Origin of the sequence: Gordonia otitidis NBRC 100426, assembly GCF_000248075.1 — a bacterium.
In the GTDB taxonomy this organism is placed as follows: domain Bacteria; phylum Actinomycetota; class Actinomycetes; order Mycobacteriales; family Mycobacteriaceae; genus Gordonia; species Gordonia otitidis.
In genome coordinates, this window is the sequence record NZ_BAFB01000182.1 from 67,674 (window position 1) to 82,949 (window position 15,276).

At 65.7% G+C, this 15,276-nt stretch carries 15 protein-coding genes; 10 read left to right on the plus strand and 5 right to left on the minus strand.

Translation table 11 applies throughout. The features are described 5' to 3' along the window. Positions 1–271 precede the first annotated feature (271 nt). Both GOOTI_RS17750 and GOOTI_RS17755 read left to right on the plus strand, forming a co-directional pair. Positions 272–1,594 carry an aldehyde dehydrogenase family protein gene (locus GOOTI_RS17750; RefSeq protein ID WP_007239998.1) on the plus strand — a complete coding sequence of 441 codons (1,323 nt, stop codon included), beginning with the start codon at positions 272–274 and terminating at the stop codon, positions 1,592–1,594. A gap of 129 nt (positions 1,595–1,723) precedes the next feature. Continuing rightward, positions 1,724–3,388 carry an HNH endonuclease signature motif containing protein gene (locus GOOTI_RS17755; RefSeq protein ID WP_039994296.1) on the plus strand — a complete coding sequence of 555 codons (1,665 nt, stop codon included), beginning with the start codon at positions 1,724–1,726 and terminating at the stop codon, positions 3,386–3,388. Between the two features lie 99 nt (positions 3,389–3,487). Here GOOTI_RS17755 and GOOTI_RS17760 read toward each other — a convergent pair whose 3' ends face one another. Then, on the minus strand, positions 3,488–4,084 hold the full coding sequence (locus GOOTI_RS17760; protein WP_007240000.1) for a TetR/AcrR family transcriptional regulator: 597 nt from the start codon (positions 4,082–4,084) through the stop codon (positions 3,488–3,490). Positions 4,085–4,253: 169 nt separating this feature from the next. Here GOOTI_RS17760 and GOOTI_RS17765 point away from each other — a divergent pair, with 169 nt between their 5' ends. Both GOOTI_RS17765 and GOOTI_RS17770 read left to right on the plus strand, forming a co-directional pair. Then, positions 4,254–6,017: an acyl-CoA dehydrogenase gene (locus tag GOOTI_RS17765; protein ID WP_007240001.1), complete on the plus strand. Its 1,764-nt coding sequence runs from the start codon at positions 4,254–4,256 to the stop codon at positions 6,015–6,017. Between the two features lie 41 nt (positions 6,018–6,058). Beyond that, on the plus strand, positions 6,059–6,820 hold the full coding sequence (locus GOOTI_RS17770) for an SDR family NAD(P)-dependent oxidoreductase (RefSeq protein ID WP_007240002.1): 762 nt from the start codon (positions 6,059–6,061) through the stop codon (positions 6,818–6,820). Between the two features lie 39 nt (positions 6,821–6,859). Here GOOTI_RS17770 and GOOTI_RS17775 read toward each other — a convergent pair whose 3' ends face one another. Further along, positions 6,860–7,360: an NUDIX hydrolase gene (locus GOOTI_RS17775; protein WP_267879818.1), complete on the minus strand. Its 501-nt coding sequence runs from the start codon at positions 7,358–7,360 to the stop codon at positions 6,860–6,862. Between the two features lie 93 nt (positions 7,361–7,453). On the opposite strand from GOOTI_RS17775, the gene GOOTI_RS17780 reads away from it, so the two are divergent. After that, positions 7,454–9,154, plus strand: a complete 1,701-nt coding sequence (locus tag GOOTI_RS17780; protein WP_039994299.1) for a nucleobase:cation symporter-2 family protein — start codon at positions 7,454–7,456, stop codon at positions 9,152–9,154. 35 nt (positions 9,155–9,189) lie between these two features. Here GOOTI_RS17780 and GOOTI_RS17785 read toward each other — a convergent pair whose 3' ends face one another. Beyond that, positions 9,190–9,528, minus strand: coding sequence for a DUF2200 domain-containing protein (locus tag GOOTI_RS17785; RefSeq protein ID WP_007240005.1), 339 nt, complete (start codon positions 9,526–9,528; stop codon positions 9,190–9,192). Between the two features lie 92 nt (positions 9,529–9,620). Between GOOTI_RS17785 and GOOTI_RS17790 the strand changes: the two genes are divergently transcribed. The 4 genes from GOOTI_RS17790 (at position 9,621) to rsgA (ending at position 12,708) form a co-directional block, all read left to right on the plus strand. Further along, positions 9,621–9,848, plus strand: a complete 228-nt coding sequence (locus GOOTI_RS17790; protein WP_007240006.1) for a hypothetical protein — start codon at positions 9,621–9,623, stop codon at positions 9,846–9,848. Positions 9,849–9,909: 61 nt separating this feature from the next. Further along, positions 9,910–10,296 (plus strand): VOC family protein, encoded by a 387-nt coding sequence (locus GOOTI_RS17795; RefSeq protein ID WP_007240007.1) that lies wholly within the window; start codon positions 9,910–9,912, stop codon positions 10,294–10,296. 44 nt (positions 10,297–10,340) lie between these two features. Further along, positions 10,341–11,606 carry a 3-phosphoshikimate 1-carboxyvinyltransferase gene (gene aroA, locus GOOTI_RS17800; RefSeq protein WP_007240008.1) on the plus strand — a complete coding sequence of 422 codons (1,266 nt, stop codon included), beginning with the start codon at positions 10,341–10,343 and terminating at the stop codon, positions 11,604–11,606. A gap of 64 nt (positions 11,607–11,670) precedes the next feature. After that, the gene (rsgA, locus tag GOOTI_RS17805) at positions 11,671–12,708 is read left to right on the plus strand and encodes a ribosome small subunit-dependent GTPase A (protein ID WP_007240009.1); all 1,038 of its coding nucleotides are present in this window, start codon (positions 11,671–11,673) and stop codon (positions 12,706–12,708) included. Positions 12,709–12,746: 38 nt separating this feature from the next. Here rsgA and GOOTI_RS17810 read toward each other — a convergent pair whose 3' ends face one another. After that, positions 12,747–12,962, minus strand: a complete 216-nt coding sequence (locus GOOTI_RS17810) for a TOBE domain-containing protein (RefSeq protein ID WP_005202233.1) — start codon at positions 12,960–12,962, stop codon at positions 12,747–12,749. Positions 12,963–13,045: 83 nt separating this feature from the next. Continuing rightward, positions 13,046–13,939, minus strand: coding sequence for a LysR family transcriptional regulator (locus GOOTI_RS17815; RefSeq protein WP_007240010.1), 894 nt, complete (start codon positions 13,937–13,939; stop codon positions 13,046–13,048). Positions 13,940–14,059: 120 nt separating this feature from the next. Here GOOTI_RS17815 and GOOTI_RS17820 point away from each other — a divergent pair. Then, positions 14,060–15,276 (plus strand): MFS transporter (locus tag GOOTI_RS17820; RefSeq protein ID WP_233425528.1); only part of this gene is annotated, 1,217 nt, incomplete at its 3' end.

Sequence of the window (15,276 nt, forward strand, 5' to 3'; positions counted from 1 at the left end):
GTCGATCGAGTGGAACGTCAGATGCGTCCCGGCCACGTCGTCGGGGCGGTGCAGCCAGTATCGAGGTGACAGCCATCACCGGGAAAACAGAAAGTTCCGGGGTTCTACATATGCAGAACAGATGACCTGCGGCCGGAGCCACACGGGCGTCGTGCCGTCATGAGCGCACAGCCCGTGATGACCGTCGGTTCGGCTATACCGATGCAGAAGTTCAGTTAATTCGGCGCTTCCTGATCTACCGTATTCGAACTCGACGAGCCACCATGGAACGATGACCGATCACCCCGACCTCACCTCGATCGACTGGTCCGCCCGTGCCGCCGAGATCACCGCGTGCACAGACGCATTCGTCGACGGGCAGTGGACGCCCGCCCACTCCGGCGCGACGTTCGACGTCGTGAATCCGGCGACAGACGCCGTGATCGCCGCCGTGGCCGCGAGCGATGCGGACGACATCGACACCGCGGTCGCTGCTGCGGCCGGAGTTTTTCGGTTCTACGGCGAGGTGGCCGACAAGGTCCCCGGAGAACTGCCGCCCACGGCGGATGGCAGCGTGGCAATGGTCCGCCGCGTGCCACTCGGCGTCGTCGGAGCGGTTGTGCCCTGGAACTTTCCACTCGACATCGCGGCGTGGAAGGTCGCGCCCGCGCTCGCCGCAGGCAACACCGTCGTGCTCAAACCCGCCGAGGAGAGTCCGCTGTCGGCTCTGCGCATGGCCGAGATCGCCGTGGAGGCGGGAATCCCGCCAGGCGTCTTCAACGTCGTGCCGGGCCTGGGCGCAACGGCCGGTCGAGCACTCGGCCTGCATCCCGACGTGCAGTGCCTGACGTTCACGGGGTCAACCGAAGTCGGCAAGAAGTTCTTGAGCTACAGCGCCGAATCGAATATGAAGCAGGTGTGGCTCGAATGCGGCGGTAAGAGCCCCAATCTCGTGTTCGCCGACTGCGCCGATATCGACGCCGCTGCTGAGATGGCGTGCTTCGGCATCTTCGGCAATCAGGGCGAGGTGTGTTCTGCGAACAGTCGCCTGCTGGTGCAGCGCGAGATCCTCGACGAGTTTGTCGCCAAGGTCGTCGACAAGGCTGCCGCGTACCGGCCGGGCGATCCGCTCGATCCGGCGTCGACGACCGGCGCGATGGTGACGCGCAAGCACCTCGACCTGGTACTCGGCTTCGTCGAGAAGGCGCGTGGTGATGGCACAGTCGTGACAGGTGGCAGCCGCATCGGTGACACCGGATGTTTCATGGAACCGACCGTCGTCGTCGACCTACCACCGGACTCGACGGTGATGACCGAGGAGATCTTCGGGCCGGTACTGGCGGTGACAGCCTTCGACACCGAAGACGAGGCCGTCGCGCTGGCCAACGACACCCCGTACGGACTCGCAGCCTCTGCGTGGACGTCCGACCTCAACCGCGCGATGCGCATGTCGGAGCAACTCCACGCGGGCACAGTCTCGATCAACACCGTCGATGCGCTCTCTCCCGGAACGCCTTTCGGCGGCTTCGGGGCTTCAGGCTTCGGCTCCGACCTGTCGGTCCACGCGATCGAGAAGTTCACCGGTTGGAAAACGACGTGGATCGCGCGGGGCTGAGAGCTGCCCGAATCACTCGAACTCTTGTTCGTAGAACACCTGGACATCAACACGCCGCGCGAGTAACATAGAACACATATTCGATCGGTCCGAATTCGTTCTGGACAGCGCCGGGGGGGGGTGAGTCAGGTGGGTGAACGCAAGCGTCGGGTGAGCAGTCAGGTCCTCGAAACCAGCTTGGCCACGGCCCAACCCGGAACCCCCGATGGCGCAGCCAAGGACGCGCTCGACCAACTCGGCGCGGCGATCGATCGACTTGCCGACCTGGACCTGGGCACGGTCTCCGACGGAGTGCTGGCCGAACTGTCTTCGCGCACAGAGCAACTCGCTCGGCGTACCGCTGCAGCCACCGATCGCACAATCGTCGAAGCCTCCGACCGAGACCTGCCATTCAAGCTCGGCTACCGCGACGTCCGCAGCTTCATGTCCCGCCATCTGCACATCGGACACGCACCTGAGCGGTACCGAGTGATCGCTGCGACGGGCACATTCCACTCGGTCACCGGCGACACCCTGGAACCCCGATGCCCAACGCTTGCGCGACATCTCACTGATGGCACGGTGGCTCCCGCACACGCTCGTGCTGTTCTCGACGTGCTGGAGAAGATCCCTCACGGCACGCCGATCGACACGCGCATAGCCGCCGAGATCCAGATGAGTGACTACGCCACCCATTTCACCCCACTGGAGATCACCAATCTCGGTGCCAGACTGCTGGCGCATCTCGACCCGGACGGCACGATCACCGATGACGCCGACCGTCAGCGGCAACGCCGACTGTCACTCGGTCGGCAGAACGCTCAACTGATGTCCCGCCTGACAGCCGACCTCGACCCGGCCACGCGCGCCCGCCTCGACGTCGTGTTGGACGCATGGGCGCAGCCTGGCATGAACAATCCTGCCGACCCCGACTCACCGCGCGGATCGCTCGCAGACGCCGATCGCGACGCGGTGGCGGCCGCCGTCGAGCGCGATTTCCGCAGTGTCGGGCAACGCAACCACGACGCACTCTCCGCCCTGCTCAAGCTCGCACTGGAAACCGGAGCCCTCGGCAAGTCCCATCGCGGCCTGCCGATCCAGGTGATCGTCAAAACCACTTTGCGCGAGCTACAGGAGGGCGCCGGCCTCGCACAGACAGCGGCAGGGGCCCTGCTCCCGATTAAGGATCTGATCGAGATGGCCGCCGGCGGAGCGCAACAGTACCTGGCGGTGTTCGACGACCACACCAGCGTTCCGCTCTACCTTGGCCGGTCACGCCGACTCGCCAGCCTCGGGCAACGCCTCGCGTCCTTCGCCGCCGACGGTGGCGAGATGTGTTCGGCGCCAGGGTGTACCCAGCCCGCAACCCGGGTCGAGATGCATCACGCAGCCAGGGATTGGGCCGAGGGCGGACTCACCAACATCGACGAGCTCGCGCCCGCCTGCGGAATCCACAATCGGATGGTCGGAAGCAGAACGGGCCAGTACCGTACCCGCATCATCACCCAAGGCCCAGACGCAGGACGGGTCGCATGGCGCCTGAATTCCCGACCAGATCTTCCGCCCAATCCCGAATACGTCAACCGGGCAACCGATGTCGCGAGTGAGTTCCGAGATCACCTCGGCCGCGCCCGCACAGAACTCTTCGACACATACACGCCGACTCCCCCTCCACCGGTACCGGAGTGCCCGACCACAAGTACCGTCGAGCAACAGTTGCACGCGACGCTGCTGCCGTTCGCCGGCCGCAGCAATGTTCACCTATCATTGAGCCCTGGCACGATCGACTTTGCCAACGCACCTCCGGCTGCCTGACTATCGCCCACACCACTTCCGCACGCCCTGCACCGTAGTGGCGTCGGTGGTGCTGGAGTTTCACCGACGAGAAACGTAGCGCGACAACGTGATCAATTGTCACGCAGCACGTGCAAGCACCATCCGCAATGCTATCCGAGCGTACGCCTCGCCCAGCGCTTCCGGGTCTTGATGCTCGCGGCTGGGAAACCACCGGCACACGTCGACGCACAACGACGAGATGGCGAGCACCACATCGTCGGGGTCATCGGCCGCGAACTCGCCGGACGCGACACCCCCGACGACGATGGTCGTCAGAATCGCAGTCGTCTTGCGTCTGACCGCACTGATGGATCGGTAGTGCTCAGCGCTCAGCGCGCGGAGTTCGTACTGGACCACCTTGGCGAGCTCGTGGTGTTCGGCCTGCCACCGGGCAAAGGTACTCACCACCACGTCGAGGCGAACCGCATACGGCAGGCTCGGGTCGTCGACGTCACGCAACGCCTCGTACACACTCCGATGGCCATCGAACGCGATGGAATACAGCAGCTCCTCCTTGGAGCGAAAGTGCGGATACATCGCAGCGGCACTCATGTTCAACGAGGCCGCGATCTGACGCGTCGAGGTCCCCGCGTATCCGAGCTGGGCGAACGACACGACCGCTGCGTCGCGGATGCGCTGCGCTGCGGCCGACTCCCGCGTCGCCATACCCGTCATCCCCGGCTGCTCCGTCGTACCCGTTGTTCCGTCGTACCCGTTGTTCCCGTCACGTGGTCCACCCTCCTCGTCCTCGGCCTTCCGGATGGTTGACCTCGGCCGGTACACCAGGCAGTATAAGCGAGTGCTCAGAAAATGAGCGAGTGCTTAGGCGTCACAGAGGAGTGTCATGGCCGAACCGATCTCCAAACGCGACCTCGAGTTCATGCTCTACGAGTGGCTCGACGTCGAGTCGCTCACCAAGCGTGAACGCTTCGCCGAACACTCCCGCGAGACATTCGACGCCGTGCTCGAGCTCGCCGCCGACCTCGCGACCAAACGATTCGCGCCGGTCAACCGCCTCGGCGACACCGTCGAGCCCTACGTCGGCGACGACGGCGCGGTGGTCATGCCCGAGGAGATCCGGTCGGGCATCGCCGAGTTCCTGAAAGCAGGACTCGTCGCGGGTTCCTTCGACGAATCGCTCGGCGGAATGCAACTGCCCACCGTGGTGAGCCGCGCGGCGCAGGCATGGTTCCAGGCGGCCAACGCGGCGATGTCCTCGTATTCGTTCCTCACGATCGGCAACGCGAACCTGATCGCCGAGTACGGCACTCCCGAGCAGATCGACACCTGGGTGCGCCCGATGGTCGAGGGTCGGTACTTCGGCACCATGTGCCTCTCCGAGCCCCAGGCCGGGTCGTCGCTCGCCGACATCACCACCAAGGCAATCCCCGCAGACGACGGCACTTACCGGATCACCGGAACAAAGATGTGGATCTCGGCAGGTGATCACGAAATGGGCGAGAACATCGTGCATCTCGTGCTCGCAAAGGCTCCCGGCGGCGGCCAGGGCGTCAAGGGGATCTCGCTGTTCATCGTGCCCAAGTATCTTCCGGACGGTACCCGCAACGACGTTGCCCTGGTGGGCCTCAACCACAAGATGGGACAGCGGGCGACCACCAACTGCCTGCTGAACTTCGGTGACGGCACCTACGGCGACCACGCCGTCGGCTACCTCGTCGGCGAGGAACACAAGGGCCTGCAGTACATGTTCCACATGATGAACGAGGCGCGCATCGGCGTCGGATTCCTCGCCACCGCACTGGGGTACGCGGGATATCTGGCGTCACTCGAGTACGCAAAGGTCCGCACGCAGGGGCGTCCCGTCGACCACAAGGATCCCACCTCCAAGCCTGTGCCGATCATCGAGCACGCCGATGTCAAGCGCATGCTGCTGGCGCAGAAGTCCTACGTCGAAGGTTCGCTCGCTCTGGGCCTCTACTCGAGCGCGCTCGTCGATCAGCAGCAGACCGGCGACGCCGACGAGGCTGCCCGCGCAGGCCTGCTTCTCGACGTCCTGACCCCGATCTCCAAGTCATGGCCGTCGCAATGGTGTCTTGCGGCAAACGATCTCGCCATCCAGGTCCTCGGCGGCTACGGCTACACGCGCGAGTTCCCCGTCGAACAGTTCTATCGCGACAACCGCCTCAACCCCATCCACGAGGGGGCGCACGGCATCCACGGACTCGACCTGCTGGGCCGCAAGGTCGTCATGAACGGCGGCGCAGGACTCGAGCTGCTCGCGAACACGATCGGCGAGACCATCGACAAGGCCGCAGCAACACCCGCAACAGCCGCCTTCGCCGACGAATTGCGTAGCCGTGTCGAGCGACTCGTCACCGTGACCGGACAGGTGTGGTCCGCGGGCGACGTCGCGGTCTCGCTGGCCAACGCGACCGCATACCTCGAGGCAACCGGGCACATCGTCGTCGCATGGATGTGGCTCGAACAGGTCCTCGCGGTCTCGGACAAGACCGGAGACTTCTACGACGGCAAACGCGCTGCCGCGCAGTACTTCTTCACCTACGAGCTCCCGAAGGTGGATGCACAGTTCGACCTCCTTGCATCGCTCGACCGCACGACCCTCGACGCACGTCCCGAGATCTTCTGAGCCGCAACACGTCCCCGCCTGATCAACCCAGGAGAGATTTCATGTCAGTCCTCGATCTGTTCACCGTCACCGACAAGGTCGTCGTCGTCACCGGCGCGTCGTCGGGCCTCGGCGTCAGCTTCGCCACTGCCTTCGCGGAGGCGGGCGCCGACGTCGTGCTCGCGGCCAGGCGCGCCGACCGACTCACCGAGACGGCCGCGAAGGTCGAAGCCCTCGGACGCAAGGCGCTGTCGGTCGCCGCCGACGTGTCCGAGCCCGCCGACTGTCAGCGTGTGATCGACAGCGCGGTCGAGACCTTCGGTCGCGTCGACATCCTGATCAACAACGCTGGCATCGGTACGGCGGTGCCCGCAACACGTGAGACGCCCGAGCAGTTCCGCTCGGTCGTCGACGTCAACCTCAACGGGTCGTACTGGATGGCACAGGCCGCAGGGCGTGTGATGGGGCCGGGCAGTGCGATCGTGAACATCTCCAGCATTCTGGGGCTGACCACCGCCGGACTCCCCCAGGCCGCCTATGCCGCCAGTAAGGCCGGAATCATCGGCTTGACCCGCGATCTCGCCCAGCAGTGGGGATCGCGAAAGGGCATCCGGGTCAACGCGATTGCCCCTGGGTTCTTCGAGAGCGAGATGACCGACACCTACGCGCCCGGCTACATCGATTCACAGATGCCGCGCGTTCTGTTGGGGCGCATGGGCGACCCTGCCGAACTCGCCGCCACCGCCATCTGGCTCAGTTCGTCCGCTGCCGGCTATGTCACCGGGCAGACGATCGCCGTCGACGGAGGCATCACGGTCACCTAGAGGCAAGACCGTCGTCACCCGCGGACGGCGTGCGGCCGGTCATGTCCCGTCGGGACTCAGCAAGTCCTCTAGTCGATCGATGAATTGGGCCTGAGCCGGATTGAGTTTCACACGCGCGACGTCGGGTGAGCACCACTGGGCGCGATCGACCTCGGGGAACATCTGCGTTCGCCCCGACCGCGGCGGCCACGCCATCTCGAACGTGTTGCTGGTGACGGTCGCGGCGTCGAGGTCTCCTTCGACAGCGAATGCGGTGACGATCTTGCCGCTCTTCTGCCGAACCTCGCCGAGTTCGAGTACGTCTCCGGTCGGCGCCGGATGTCCGAGTTCCTCGCTGAACTCGCGGCGAGCGGTGTCGAGCGGAGCCTCGCCCACCTCGGGCAGCCCCTTGGGCACCGACCATGCGCCGTCATCCTTACGCGCCCACAGCGGACCGCCGGGATGCGCGATCAGCACCTCGAGTCTCGTGCCCGCGCCGCGGTACATCAACAATCCGAAACTGTGTCGTCCGCCGTTCTGCGCAGCGTCAGTTCGAGCCATAGAACCCAGTGTGGCGGAGAATATATTGTCGCGGAAACACATGCGTCACGCGATTGCGTCATGCCGGAAACGTCCGAACCGTACACACAGTGCATGACCGTTCTCGACACGATCAAACACGGCAGGAAGTCGACCCGCCCGGTCGACGACATCCCCCCGCTGGCACGCCTGTTCCCTCTCGGGTTGCAGCACGTCATGGCGATGTACGCGGGAGCGGTGGCCGTGCCACTGATCGTCGGCGGCGCGATGGTCGGTGCGGGCCAGATGCGCTCCGACGAGATCGTCCACCTCATCACGGCCGACCTCTTCGTCGCGGGTATCGCCACCATCCTGCAGGCGGTCGGGTTCTGGCGTTTCGGTGTCCGGCTGCCGTTGATGCAGGGTGTGACATTCGCTGCGGTCGGTCCGATGATCACGATCGGCCTCAACCACGGGATCACCGCGATCTACGGATCCGTGATCGCGTGCGGCGTCTTCATGATGCTGGTCGCACCGATCGTGGGACGTCTGATCCGGTTCTTCCCACCGCTGGTCACCGGCACGATCATCCTGATCATCGGCATCTCACTGATGAGCGTGGCGGCCGGCTGGTTCGGCGGCGGTACGGCGAAGGGCGCCGACTTCGGAGCACCCAAATCCATCGCATTCGGCTTCCTCACGCTGCTCATCATCATTCTGCTCGAGCGGCTCGGTCCGCCCGCCGTCAAGCGCATCTCGATTCTGCTCGGCCTCATCGCGGGGACGTTGATCTCGATCCCGTTCGGGATGACGGACTGGAGCCACGTCGGTTCGAGCTCGTGGTTCGCCGTCCCCGAGCCCTTCTATTTCGGATTCCCCAGCTTCGACGTCAGCTCGATCATCGCGATGATCATCGTCGCGCTGGTGATCATGACCGAGACCACCGGCGACATCGTGGCGGTCGGCGAGATCGTCGACGAGAAGATCACCCCTCAGCGGCTTGCCGACGGCATGCGTGCCGACGGTGCGGGCACCGTCCTCGGCGGCATCTTCAACACGTTTCCCTACACAGCCTTCGCCCAGAACGTCGGGCTCGTGGCCATCACGAACGTCAAGTCACGCCACGTCGCGACCTGCGCCGGCGTGATCCTCGTGATCCTGGGACTCGTCCCCAAGATGGCAGCGATCATCGAGGGCATCCCGCAGCCGGTCCTCGGCGGTGCGGGCGTCGCTCTGTTCGGCATGGTGGCCGCCAGCGGTGTGCGGACGCTGACCAAGGTGAAGTTCAACAACTCCAACATTGTGGTGGTCGCGATCTCGGTGGGCGTCGCGATGTTGACCGAGGCGAGCCTCTCGTACACCAACGACTCGGGTCAGGACATCGCTCTCGACCTGTACGGCAAGTTCCCCGACTGGTTCCAGACGATCTTCCACTCGGGCATCTCCGCGGGCGCGATCTGCGCTATCGTGCTGAACCTCGTCTTCAACTGGCGCAGCACGTCCCCCGATCCCGTCGACTACCACAACACCGGCGAAATCGACGTCGCGGGCGACAACGTCGGCATCTCGGGTTCCGACGCCCCACGCGGCGCTGCGTTCGACCCACGCGACGCGCTCGCCGCCGCAGACCCCAACACGAGTCCGGAGACCCTGAAGATCCTGGCCGAGCACGACGCCGGGCTGCACCCGTTCATCGTCACCAATCCGTCGGCGCCGAAGGAACTCTGCGACTGGATCCGGGCACAGGGCGACCCGAAGGTGGAGCGGCTCTTCGACAAGTGGGACGACGTCACCGACGGCAAGTTCTCCAGCCGCGGGCAGGACGCGCCCGCCTGAGACCCGCCCGGTCCCTGCACCGTCAGCCGAGGCCGCTACCCCAGCACCTTCTCCATCGCCTTGCCCTTGGCGAGTTCGTCGACGAGCTTGTCGAGGTATCGAATCCTACGCATGAGCGGGTCGTCGATCTCGTGAACTCGAACGCCGCACACGACACCGGTGATCAGTTCGGCACGTGGATTCAGGTGCGCTGCATCGAAGAAGTCGCGGAACGTGGTACCGGCGGCGAGGTGACGCGCCAACGCCGCGTCGTCGAATCCGGTGAGCCATTCGATGACCTGGTCGAGTTCGGCCTTGGTCCGTCCTTTGCGCTCGAGCTTCGCGAGATAGAGCGGATAGACGTCGGACACACTCATTCCGAATACGCGTTCCATGGCGGACTACGGTAGCCGTAGCCGCAGCCGCAGTCGCAGCGAGGATCTCGTGGTTGCACGCACGTCGGCCGGAACAGACCTATCGTTGATGCATGTCAGACAGCCCTGAATTCGACGGCATCGACCCGGAGGTCGACGACCCGGACATCCCGCACGACCAACCACACGAATCGGCCTTCGCCTTCGGCGACGCCAAGGCCATCGGCGAGACCGACCGCATCGCCCGGGAGAAAGCCATCTACGAGGCCGGCCGCCACGGCAACGTGGTGAACAGGGGCCACGCCCTCGGCGGTACCAGCGGCACCACCGAAGGCCAATAGCTCATCGACGCGCCGTCGCCGCTGATGTCCGACTCGCGGGTAACCGTGTAGACACGACGTCATGGAGGTTCTGAGCAGTCGCATCCTGTTGCGTTCCCGCGACCCCGAGACACTTCAGCACTTCTACCGGCACAAGCTGCACCTGGCCGTCGCGCGTGAGTACCCGGGCGGACTCGTCTTTCACGCGGGCAACGGCTTGATCGAGGTGCCCGGCCACATGAGTACAGATCTACCCGACGGGCACGCCAACGGTGCCGCACTCTGGATTCAGGTTCGTGACATCACCACCACCCAGCGCGAGCTGAGGGCCGTTGGCGTGGAGATCGTCCGGGAGGCGTTGACCGAACCGTGGGGCTTGATCGAGATGCACATCGCCGACCCCGACGGACGAACCCTCATCCTCGTCGAGGTCCCCGCGGACCATCCGTTGCGCTTGGACAACCGCTGAACTGGACGTCCGGGTGCGAGACCGCGGCATGCAAGACTGAACGCATGAGTATCTGGACGGCTCCCGTCGCCGACGGCCACATTCGCGCCACCGTCGACCTACCCGGCTCGAAGTCCATCACGAACCGAGCCCTTGTGCTGGCCGCGCTCGCCGACGGCCCGTCGACAGTCACCGGAGCCCTGCGCAGTCGAGACACCAACCTCATGCTGTCGGCGCTCACCGAGCTCGGCATCGGCGTGCGCGTCGATCCCGCCGACCCGACGACCATCTCCATCGAGCCGCGGCCCATGCACGCGGGCGAAATCTTCTGCGGCCTGGCGGGCACCGTCATGCGCTTCCTTCCGCCCGTGGCGGCACTGGCCGGCGGCGACGTGGCATTCGACGGCGACCCCCAAGCGCGACAGCGCCCGCTGGCCACCATTCTCGACGCCCTGCGCCATCTCGGAGTGGGCATCGACGGCGACAGTCTGCCCTTCGTCGTGCACGGCAACGGGCATGCCGAGGGCGGCACGGTCACGATCGACGCCTCCGGATCGTCGCAGTTCGTGTCGGGTCTGCTACTCGCGGCCGCCCGCTTCGACAACGGGATCACGGTGCGGCATGCGGGCGCACCGGTGCCGTCACTGCCGCACATCGACATGACCGTCGAGATGCTGGCCACCGCGGGGGTCGTCGTCGACACGTCAGTCCCCGATACCTGGCGGGTGCCCCCGAGCATCATCAAGGCTGTCGACGTCACCGTCGAACCCGACTTGTCCAACGCGGCAGCGTTTCTCGCCGGTGCCGCTGTCTCCGGAGGTGAAGTCGGCATCCCCCGCTGGCCCGCCACGACCACGCAGCCGGGTGCACAGATCGCCGATATCCTCGCCGAGATGGGTTGCACCGTCGAGCTTCTCGACGGTGTGCTGACGGTCCACGGCCCCGACCGTCTGTCGGGCATCAACCGCAACCTGCGCGACATCGGCGAGTTGACACCGACGATCGCAGCGGTCTGCGCACTGGCCGAGGGCGAATCGGTGTTGAGCGGCATCGCGCATCTCCGCGGACACGAGACCGATCGACTCGCAGCGCTGGCCAGCGAGATCAACAACCTCGGCGGCGACGTGTCGGAAACAGACGACGGGCTCGTCATCAGACCGGTCCCGCTCCACGGTGGACAGTGGAATTCGTACGCAGACCATCGTATGGCGACAGCGGGTGCAATCATCGGACTCGCCGTTCCCGGCGTCACCGTCGACGACATCGAGACCACGTCGAAGACACTGCCCGACTTTCCCGGCATGTGGCAGCAGATGGTCGGACACCCGTGACCGGTAGCGCGGCAATGCTTTTTACCTCGATCTCGCTCCCCGCCGGTTCGGAGCGAGGACGCAGATGAGTCGCCGCGCGAGTAGCTACGACGAATCCGATGTGCGGATTCGTCCCGGCAAGGGCAGTCGGCCGCGCACCAAGACGAGACCCACACACGACGATGCCGTGCAGGCGATGGTGGTCTCCGTGGATCGTGGACGCTGGGGATGCGTCATCGGCGACGATCCCGCGCACCGCGTCGTCGCGATGCGCGCCCGCGAACTCGGCCGCACACCTGTCGTGGTCGGCGATCAGGTCTCGCTGGTGGGCGACCTGACCGGCGACGCCGGCAGTCTCGCGCGGATAGTGAAGGTCGCGGAACGTCGAACAGTGTTGCGACGCACCGCGGATGACACCGACCCGTACGAACGGATCGTAGTCGCGAATGCCGATCAACTACTGATCGTGACCGCAATGGCCGATCCTCCCCCACGCACCGGCTTCGTCGAACGCGCTCTGGCTGCGGCGTACGTCGGGGGGCTCTCGCCGATCCTCTGCCTCACCAAGACAGATCTGGCGTCGTCGGACGAGTTCGCTGCCGCCTTCGCCGATCTCGACCTGCCCGTCGTCCGCGCGGGCCGCGACGATCCGCTCGACGACGTGCTCGCGATTCTGGAGGGGCATCTCACCGCACTGATCGGACATTCGGGAGTCGGGAAGTCGACACTGGTGAATCGACTCGTGCCCGACGCGGAACGGGCCACCGGCGTGGTCAGCGGAGTCGGCAAGGGACGCCACACCTCGACGCAGTCGGTGGCACTTCCACTTCCCGGCGACGACGAGAAGCCGCGGGGCTGGGTGATCGACACCCCCGGCATCCGCTCGTTCGGCCTGGCCCACGTCAGCGCGGACGACATCGTCAACGCCTTCGACGATCTCCACGAGGCCATCGAGAACTGCCCGCGCGGCTGCACCCATCTCGGGCCGCCCGCGGATCCGGAGTGCGCGCTCGACACACTGACCGGACACTCGTACCGCCGCGCCATGGCCGTACGGCATCTGCTGCGCGCGGTGTCCGGGGGCGACACCAGCGACCCGGGGACCGAGTCCGACACGACGTGAGCCCGGTGCCGTCGGCGTACATCCCGGTGCCGTCGGCGCTAGTCGGGAACGCCGATGCTGACCTCGGATGCTTTCACGAGTGCGAACACCCGCGAGCCCTCGGCGAGACCGAGCTCCTCGGCGGCCTCCTTCGTGATCGAGGACGTCACGATCTGATCGCCGCCGTCGAGGCGGACCTTGATCGTCGCGTTGACGGCGCCGAGCGTCACCGAGACCACCTCGCCTGCGAGCTGGTTGCGGATGGAGAGTTTCATCGCGGGTCCTTCCGATTCGATGTGCAGTGTGTGTCGATGTGCAGCGTGTGTCGATGTGCAGCGTGTCGCCATGCGGCTGTCGTTCACGCTGTCACATCCGATGGCGGTCCGCACACCTCTCGGACGATGTCGAGTACCGCGCTCGCGGCAGTCGTCAGATTCCTGCTGTCGGAGTGTGCCACGTAGATCACCCAGGTGAGGTCGCGGTCGACGCAGGACGCGACCCCAGCGTCGGCCTGGACAGCAGCGACGCTGGCGGGCACCGCGGTGACACCGAAACCACTGCGCGCCAACTGAATACCGAATACCTGATCGGCAACCTCGATCACCGAGTCCCGCCGCGGGATCTGCCTGTCGATGATCGTGCGTGTCCCCCATCCCGGCGGGTAGTCGATGACACGCTCATGTTCGAGGTCGTCGGCGACGAATCGTCCCGCGCGTGCGAGCGGATGGTCGGGATGTGTGACCAGCACCAGTGGCTCGGCGGCAAGCGGATACGCCGTGATACCCGACTGATCCTCGACGTCGCCGCCGAGCAACGTCAGATCGAGGCTTCCGTTGCGTAGGAGACGTACGTTGCCCGCACTCCCCTGCGGGCTCTGCCGCATCGCGATCGAGATGCCCGGATGGCGCCGGTGGACGACCTCGAACGCGCCGGCCAGGTCGATCGTCGCGACGTTCACGAGCGCACCGAGCACAACGTCACCACGGACCTCACCACGCAGCCCGGCGATCACGTCGTGCACCTCGTCTCGAGCACGCAACGCCTCCCGGGCAGGGGCCATCACGGCACGGCCGGCGTCCGTGAGCACCAGGACAGTACGTGTGCGGTCGAACAGTCGCACCCCGAGTTCGCGTTCGAGCTTGGCCACGCCCGTCGAGACCGCGGACTGCACCACGTGCAGCGATCGGGCCGCCGCGGTGAACGTCCCCTGGTCGCAGCAGGCGAGGAAGTACTCGAGCTGACGCAGTTCCATGCTGATTCTCCCGGCGCTATCGAGGACAACAGAATCGGAAATCCGGTCCATCAACAGACGAGATGTCCGTATCGAAATCCATCGCTTTTCATCATGCCGCACGCCGCTCACCATGGACGTATGTCTTCTTCAGAGTGTGCAGCCTCGTCGTCAGCCGGAGTGTCGCAGGACACCGGCGCGCCGACGTCGTCGGGAGCGCGATTGAGTCGGCTCGTCGTGCTGCTCTTCGCGATCACCGCGGGGTCGTCGGCGGGATGCCTCTACTACCTGCAGCCCCTACTGCACGAGGTCGCGAATGACTTCCACATCTCCACTGCCGCAGCGGGTCTCGTCGTGTCGATCACGCAGGTCGGTTATCTGATCGGTCTCGCCCTGGTCGTGCCGCTCGGCGACTTCGTCAATCGCAGGGCTCTGGTCGGCGGACTGCTCGTGGTCTCGTGTGCCGCATTGGCCGTCGCGGCTTTCTCGCCGTCGTATGCGGTTCTGATGATCATGGTCTTCGCGGTCGGCATCTCGGCGTCGGCCGCACAGATCGTCGTCCCGTGGGCGGCGGCAGTCGCCGCGCCGGGAGAGCGCGGAGCCATCGTGGGCACGGTGATGAGCGGTCTGCTCGTCGGCATTCTCTTCTCGCGGGTGTTCAGCGGATTGGTCGCACAGCTGGGCGGCTGGCGCACGGTGCTGGTCGTCGCCGCGGTCGTCCAGCTCGCGATGGCTGCTGCGGTCTGGTGGTTCGCGCCGCGCACGCCTGTCAATGCGGCGTCGACCAGCTACCCCCGCGTGTTGTGGTCGATCCTCACACTGATCCGCAGCGAGAAGGTCCTTCGCCACCGCATGCTGTTGGGCGGACTCAACATGGCCGCCTTCAGCGGTATGTGGACTGCCATCGCATTCCTCCTGGCGGGTGCGCACAGCTCCGAGTACCACTTCTCCGACGCCGTAATCGGACTCTTCGGACTCGCAGGCGTCGCCGGAGCGCTCGCGGCCCCGCGCGTCGGCAAGCTCGCCGACCGCGGTTACCTTCGGCACACGCAGTACGCCGTGTGGGTCGTCGAGCTCGTCGGCTGGGCGCTGCTCTACTGGGGAGCACACCAGGTGATCGTCCTGATCGTCGCGCTGCTGGTGTTCGACTTCGGGGTCCAAGGGGTGCAGATAGCGAACCAGGCTGCCGTCTACTCACTCGACGACGAGGCACGATCACGCCTGACCACCGCATACATGGTGGCCTACTTCGCAGGCGGCGTCCTCGGTTCGGCCTTCGGCGGGTGGGCCGTACCAGACCGGCGGGTGGGCACTGGTGTGCGCGACAGGCGCAGCCACTGCGATCGCAGGCATGGTCC

Excerpts from the sequence above, each read along its gene's own strand:
- GOOTI_RS17760 (WP_007240000.1), bottom strand. The coding sequence starts at position 4,084 with ATGACGGGTATGGCGACGCGGGAGTCGGCCGCAGCGCAGCGCATCCGC.
- aroA (WP_007240008.1), top strand. The coding sequence starts at position 10,341 with ATGAGTATCTGGACGGCTCCCGTCGCCGACGGCCACATTCGCGCCACC.
- GOOTI_RS17790 (WP_007240006.1), top strand. The coding sequence starts at position 9,621 with ATGTCAGACAGCCCTGAATTCGACGGCATCGACCCGGAGGTCGACGAC.
- GOOTI_RS17750 (WP_007239998.1), top strand. The coding sequence starts at position 272 with ATGACCGATCACCCCGACCTCACCTCGATCGACTGGTCCGCCCGTGCC.
- GOOTI_RS17785 (WP_007240005.1), bottom strand. The coding sequence starts at position 9,528 with ATGGAACGCGTATTCGGAATGAGTGTGTCCGACGTCTATCCGCTCTAT.
- GOOTI_RS17770 (WP_007240002.1), top strand. The coding sequence starts at position 6,059 with ATGTCAGTCCTCGATCTGTTCACCGTCACCGACAAGGTCGTCGTCGTC.
- GOOTI_RS17765 (WP_007240001.1), top strand. The coding sequence starts at position 4,254 with ATGGCCGAACCGATCTCCAAACGCGACCTCGAGTTCATGCTCTACGAG.
- GOOTI_RS17815 (WP_007240010.1), bottom strand. The coding sequence starts at position 13,939 with ATGGAACTGCGTCAGCTCGAGTACTTCCTCGCCTGCTGCGACCAGGGG.
- GOOTI_RS17795 (WP_007240007.1), top strand. The coding sequence starts at position 9,910 with ATGGAGGTTCTGAGCAGTCGCATCCTGTTGCGTTCCCGCGACCCCGAG.
- GOOTI_RS17780 (WP_039994299.1), top strand. The coding sequence starts at position 7,454 with ATGACCGTTCTCGACACGATCAAACACGGCAGGAAGTCGACCCGCCCG.
- rsgA (WP_007240009.1), top strand. The coding sequence starts at position 11,671 with ATGAGTCGCCGCGCGAGTAGCTACGACGAATCCGATGTGCGGATTCGT.
- GOOTI_RS17810 (WP_005202233.1), bottom strand. The coding sequence starts at position 12,962 with ATGAAACTCTCCATCCGCAACCAGCTCGCAGGCGAGGTGGTCTCGGTG.
- GOOTI_RS17775 (WP_267879818.1), bottom strand. The coding sequence starts at position 7,360 with ATGGCTCGAACTGACGCTGCGCAGAACGGCGGACGACACAGTTTCGGA.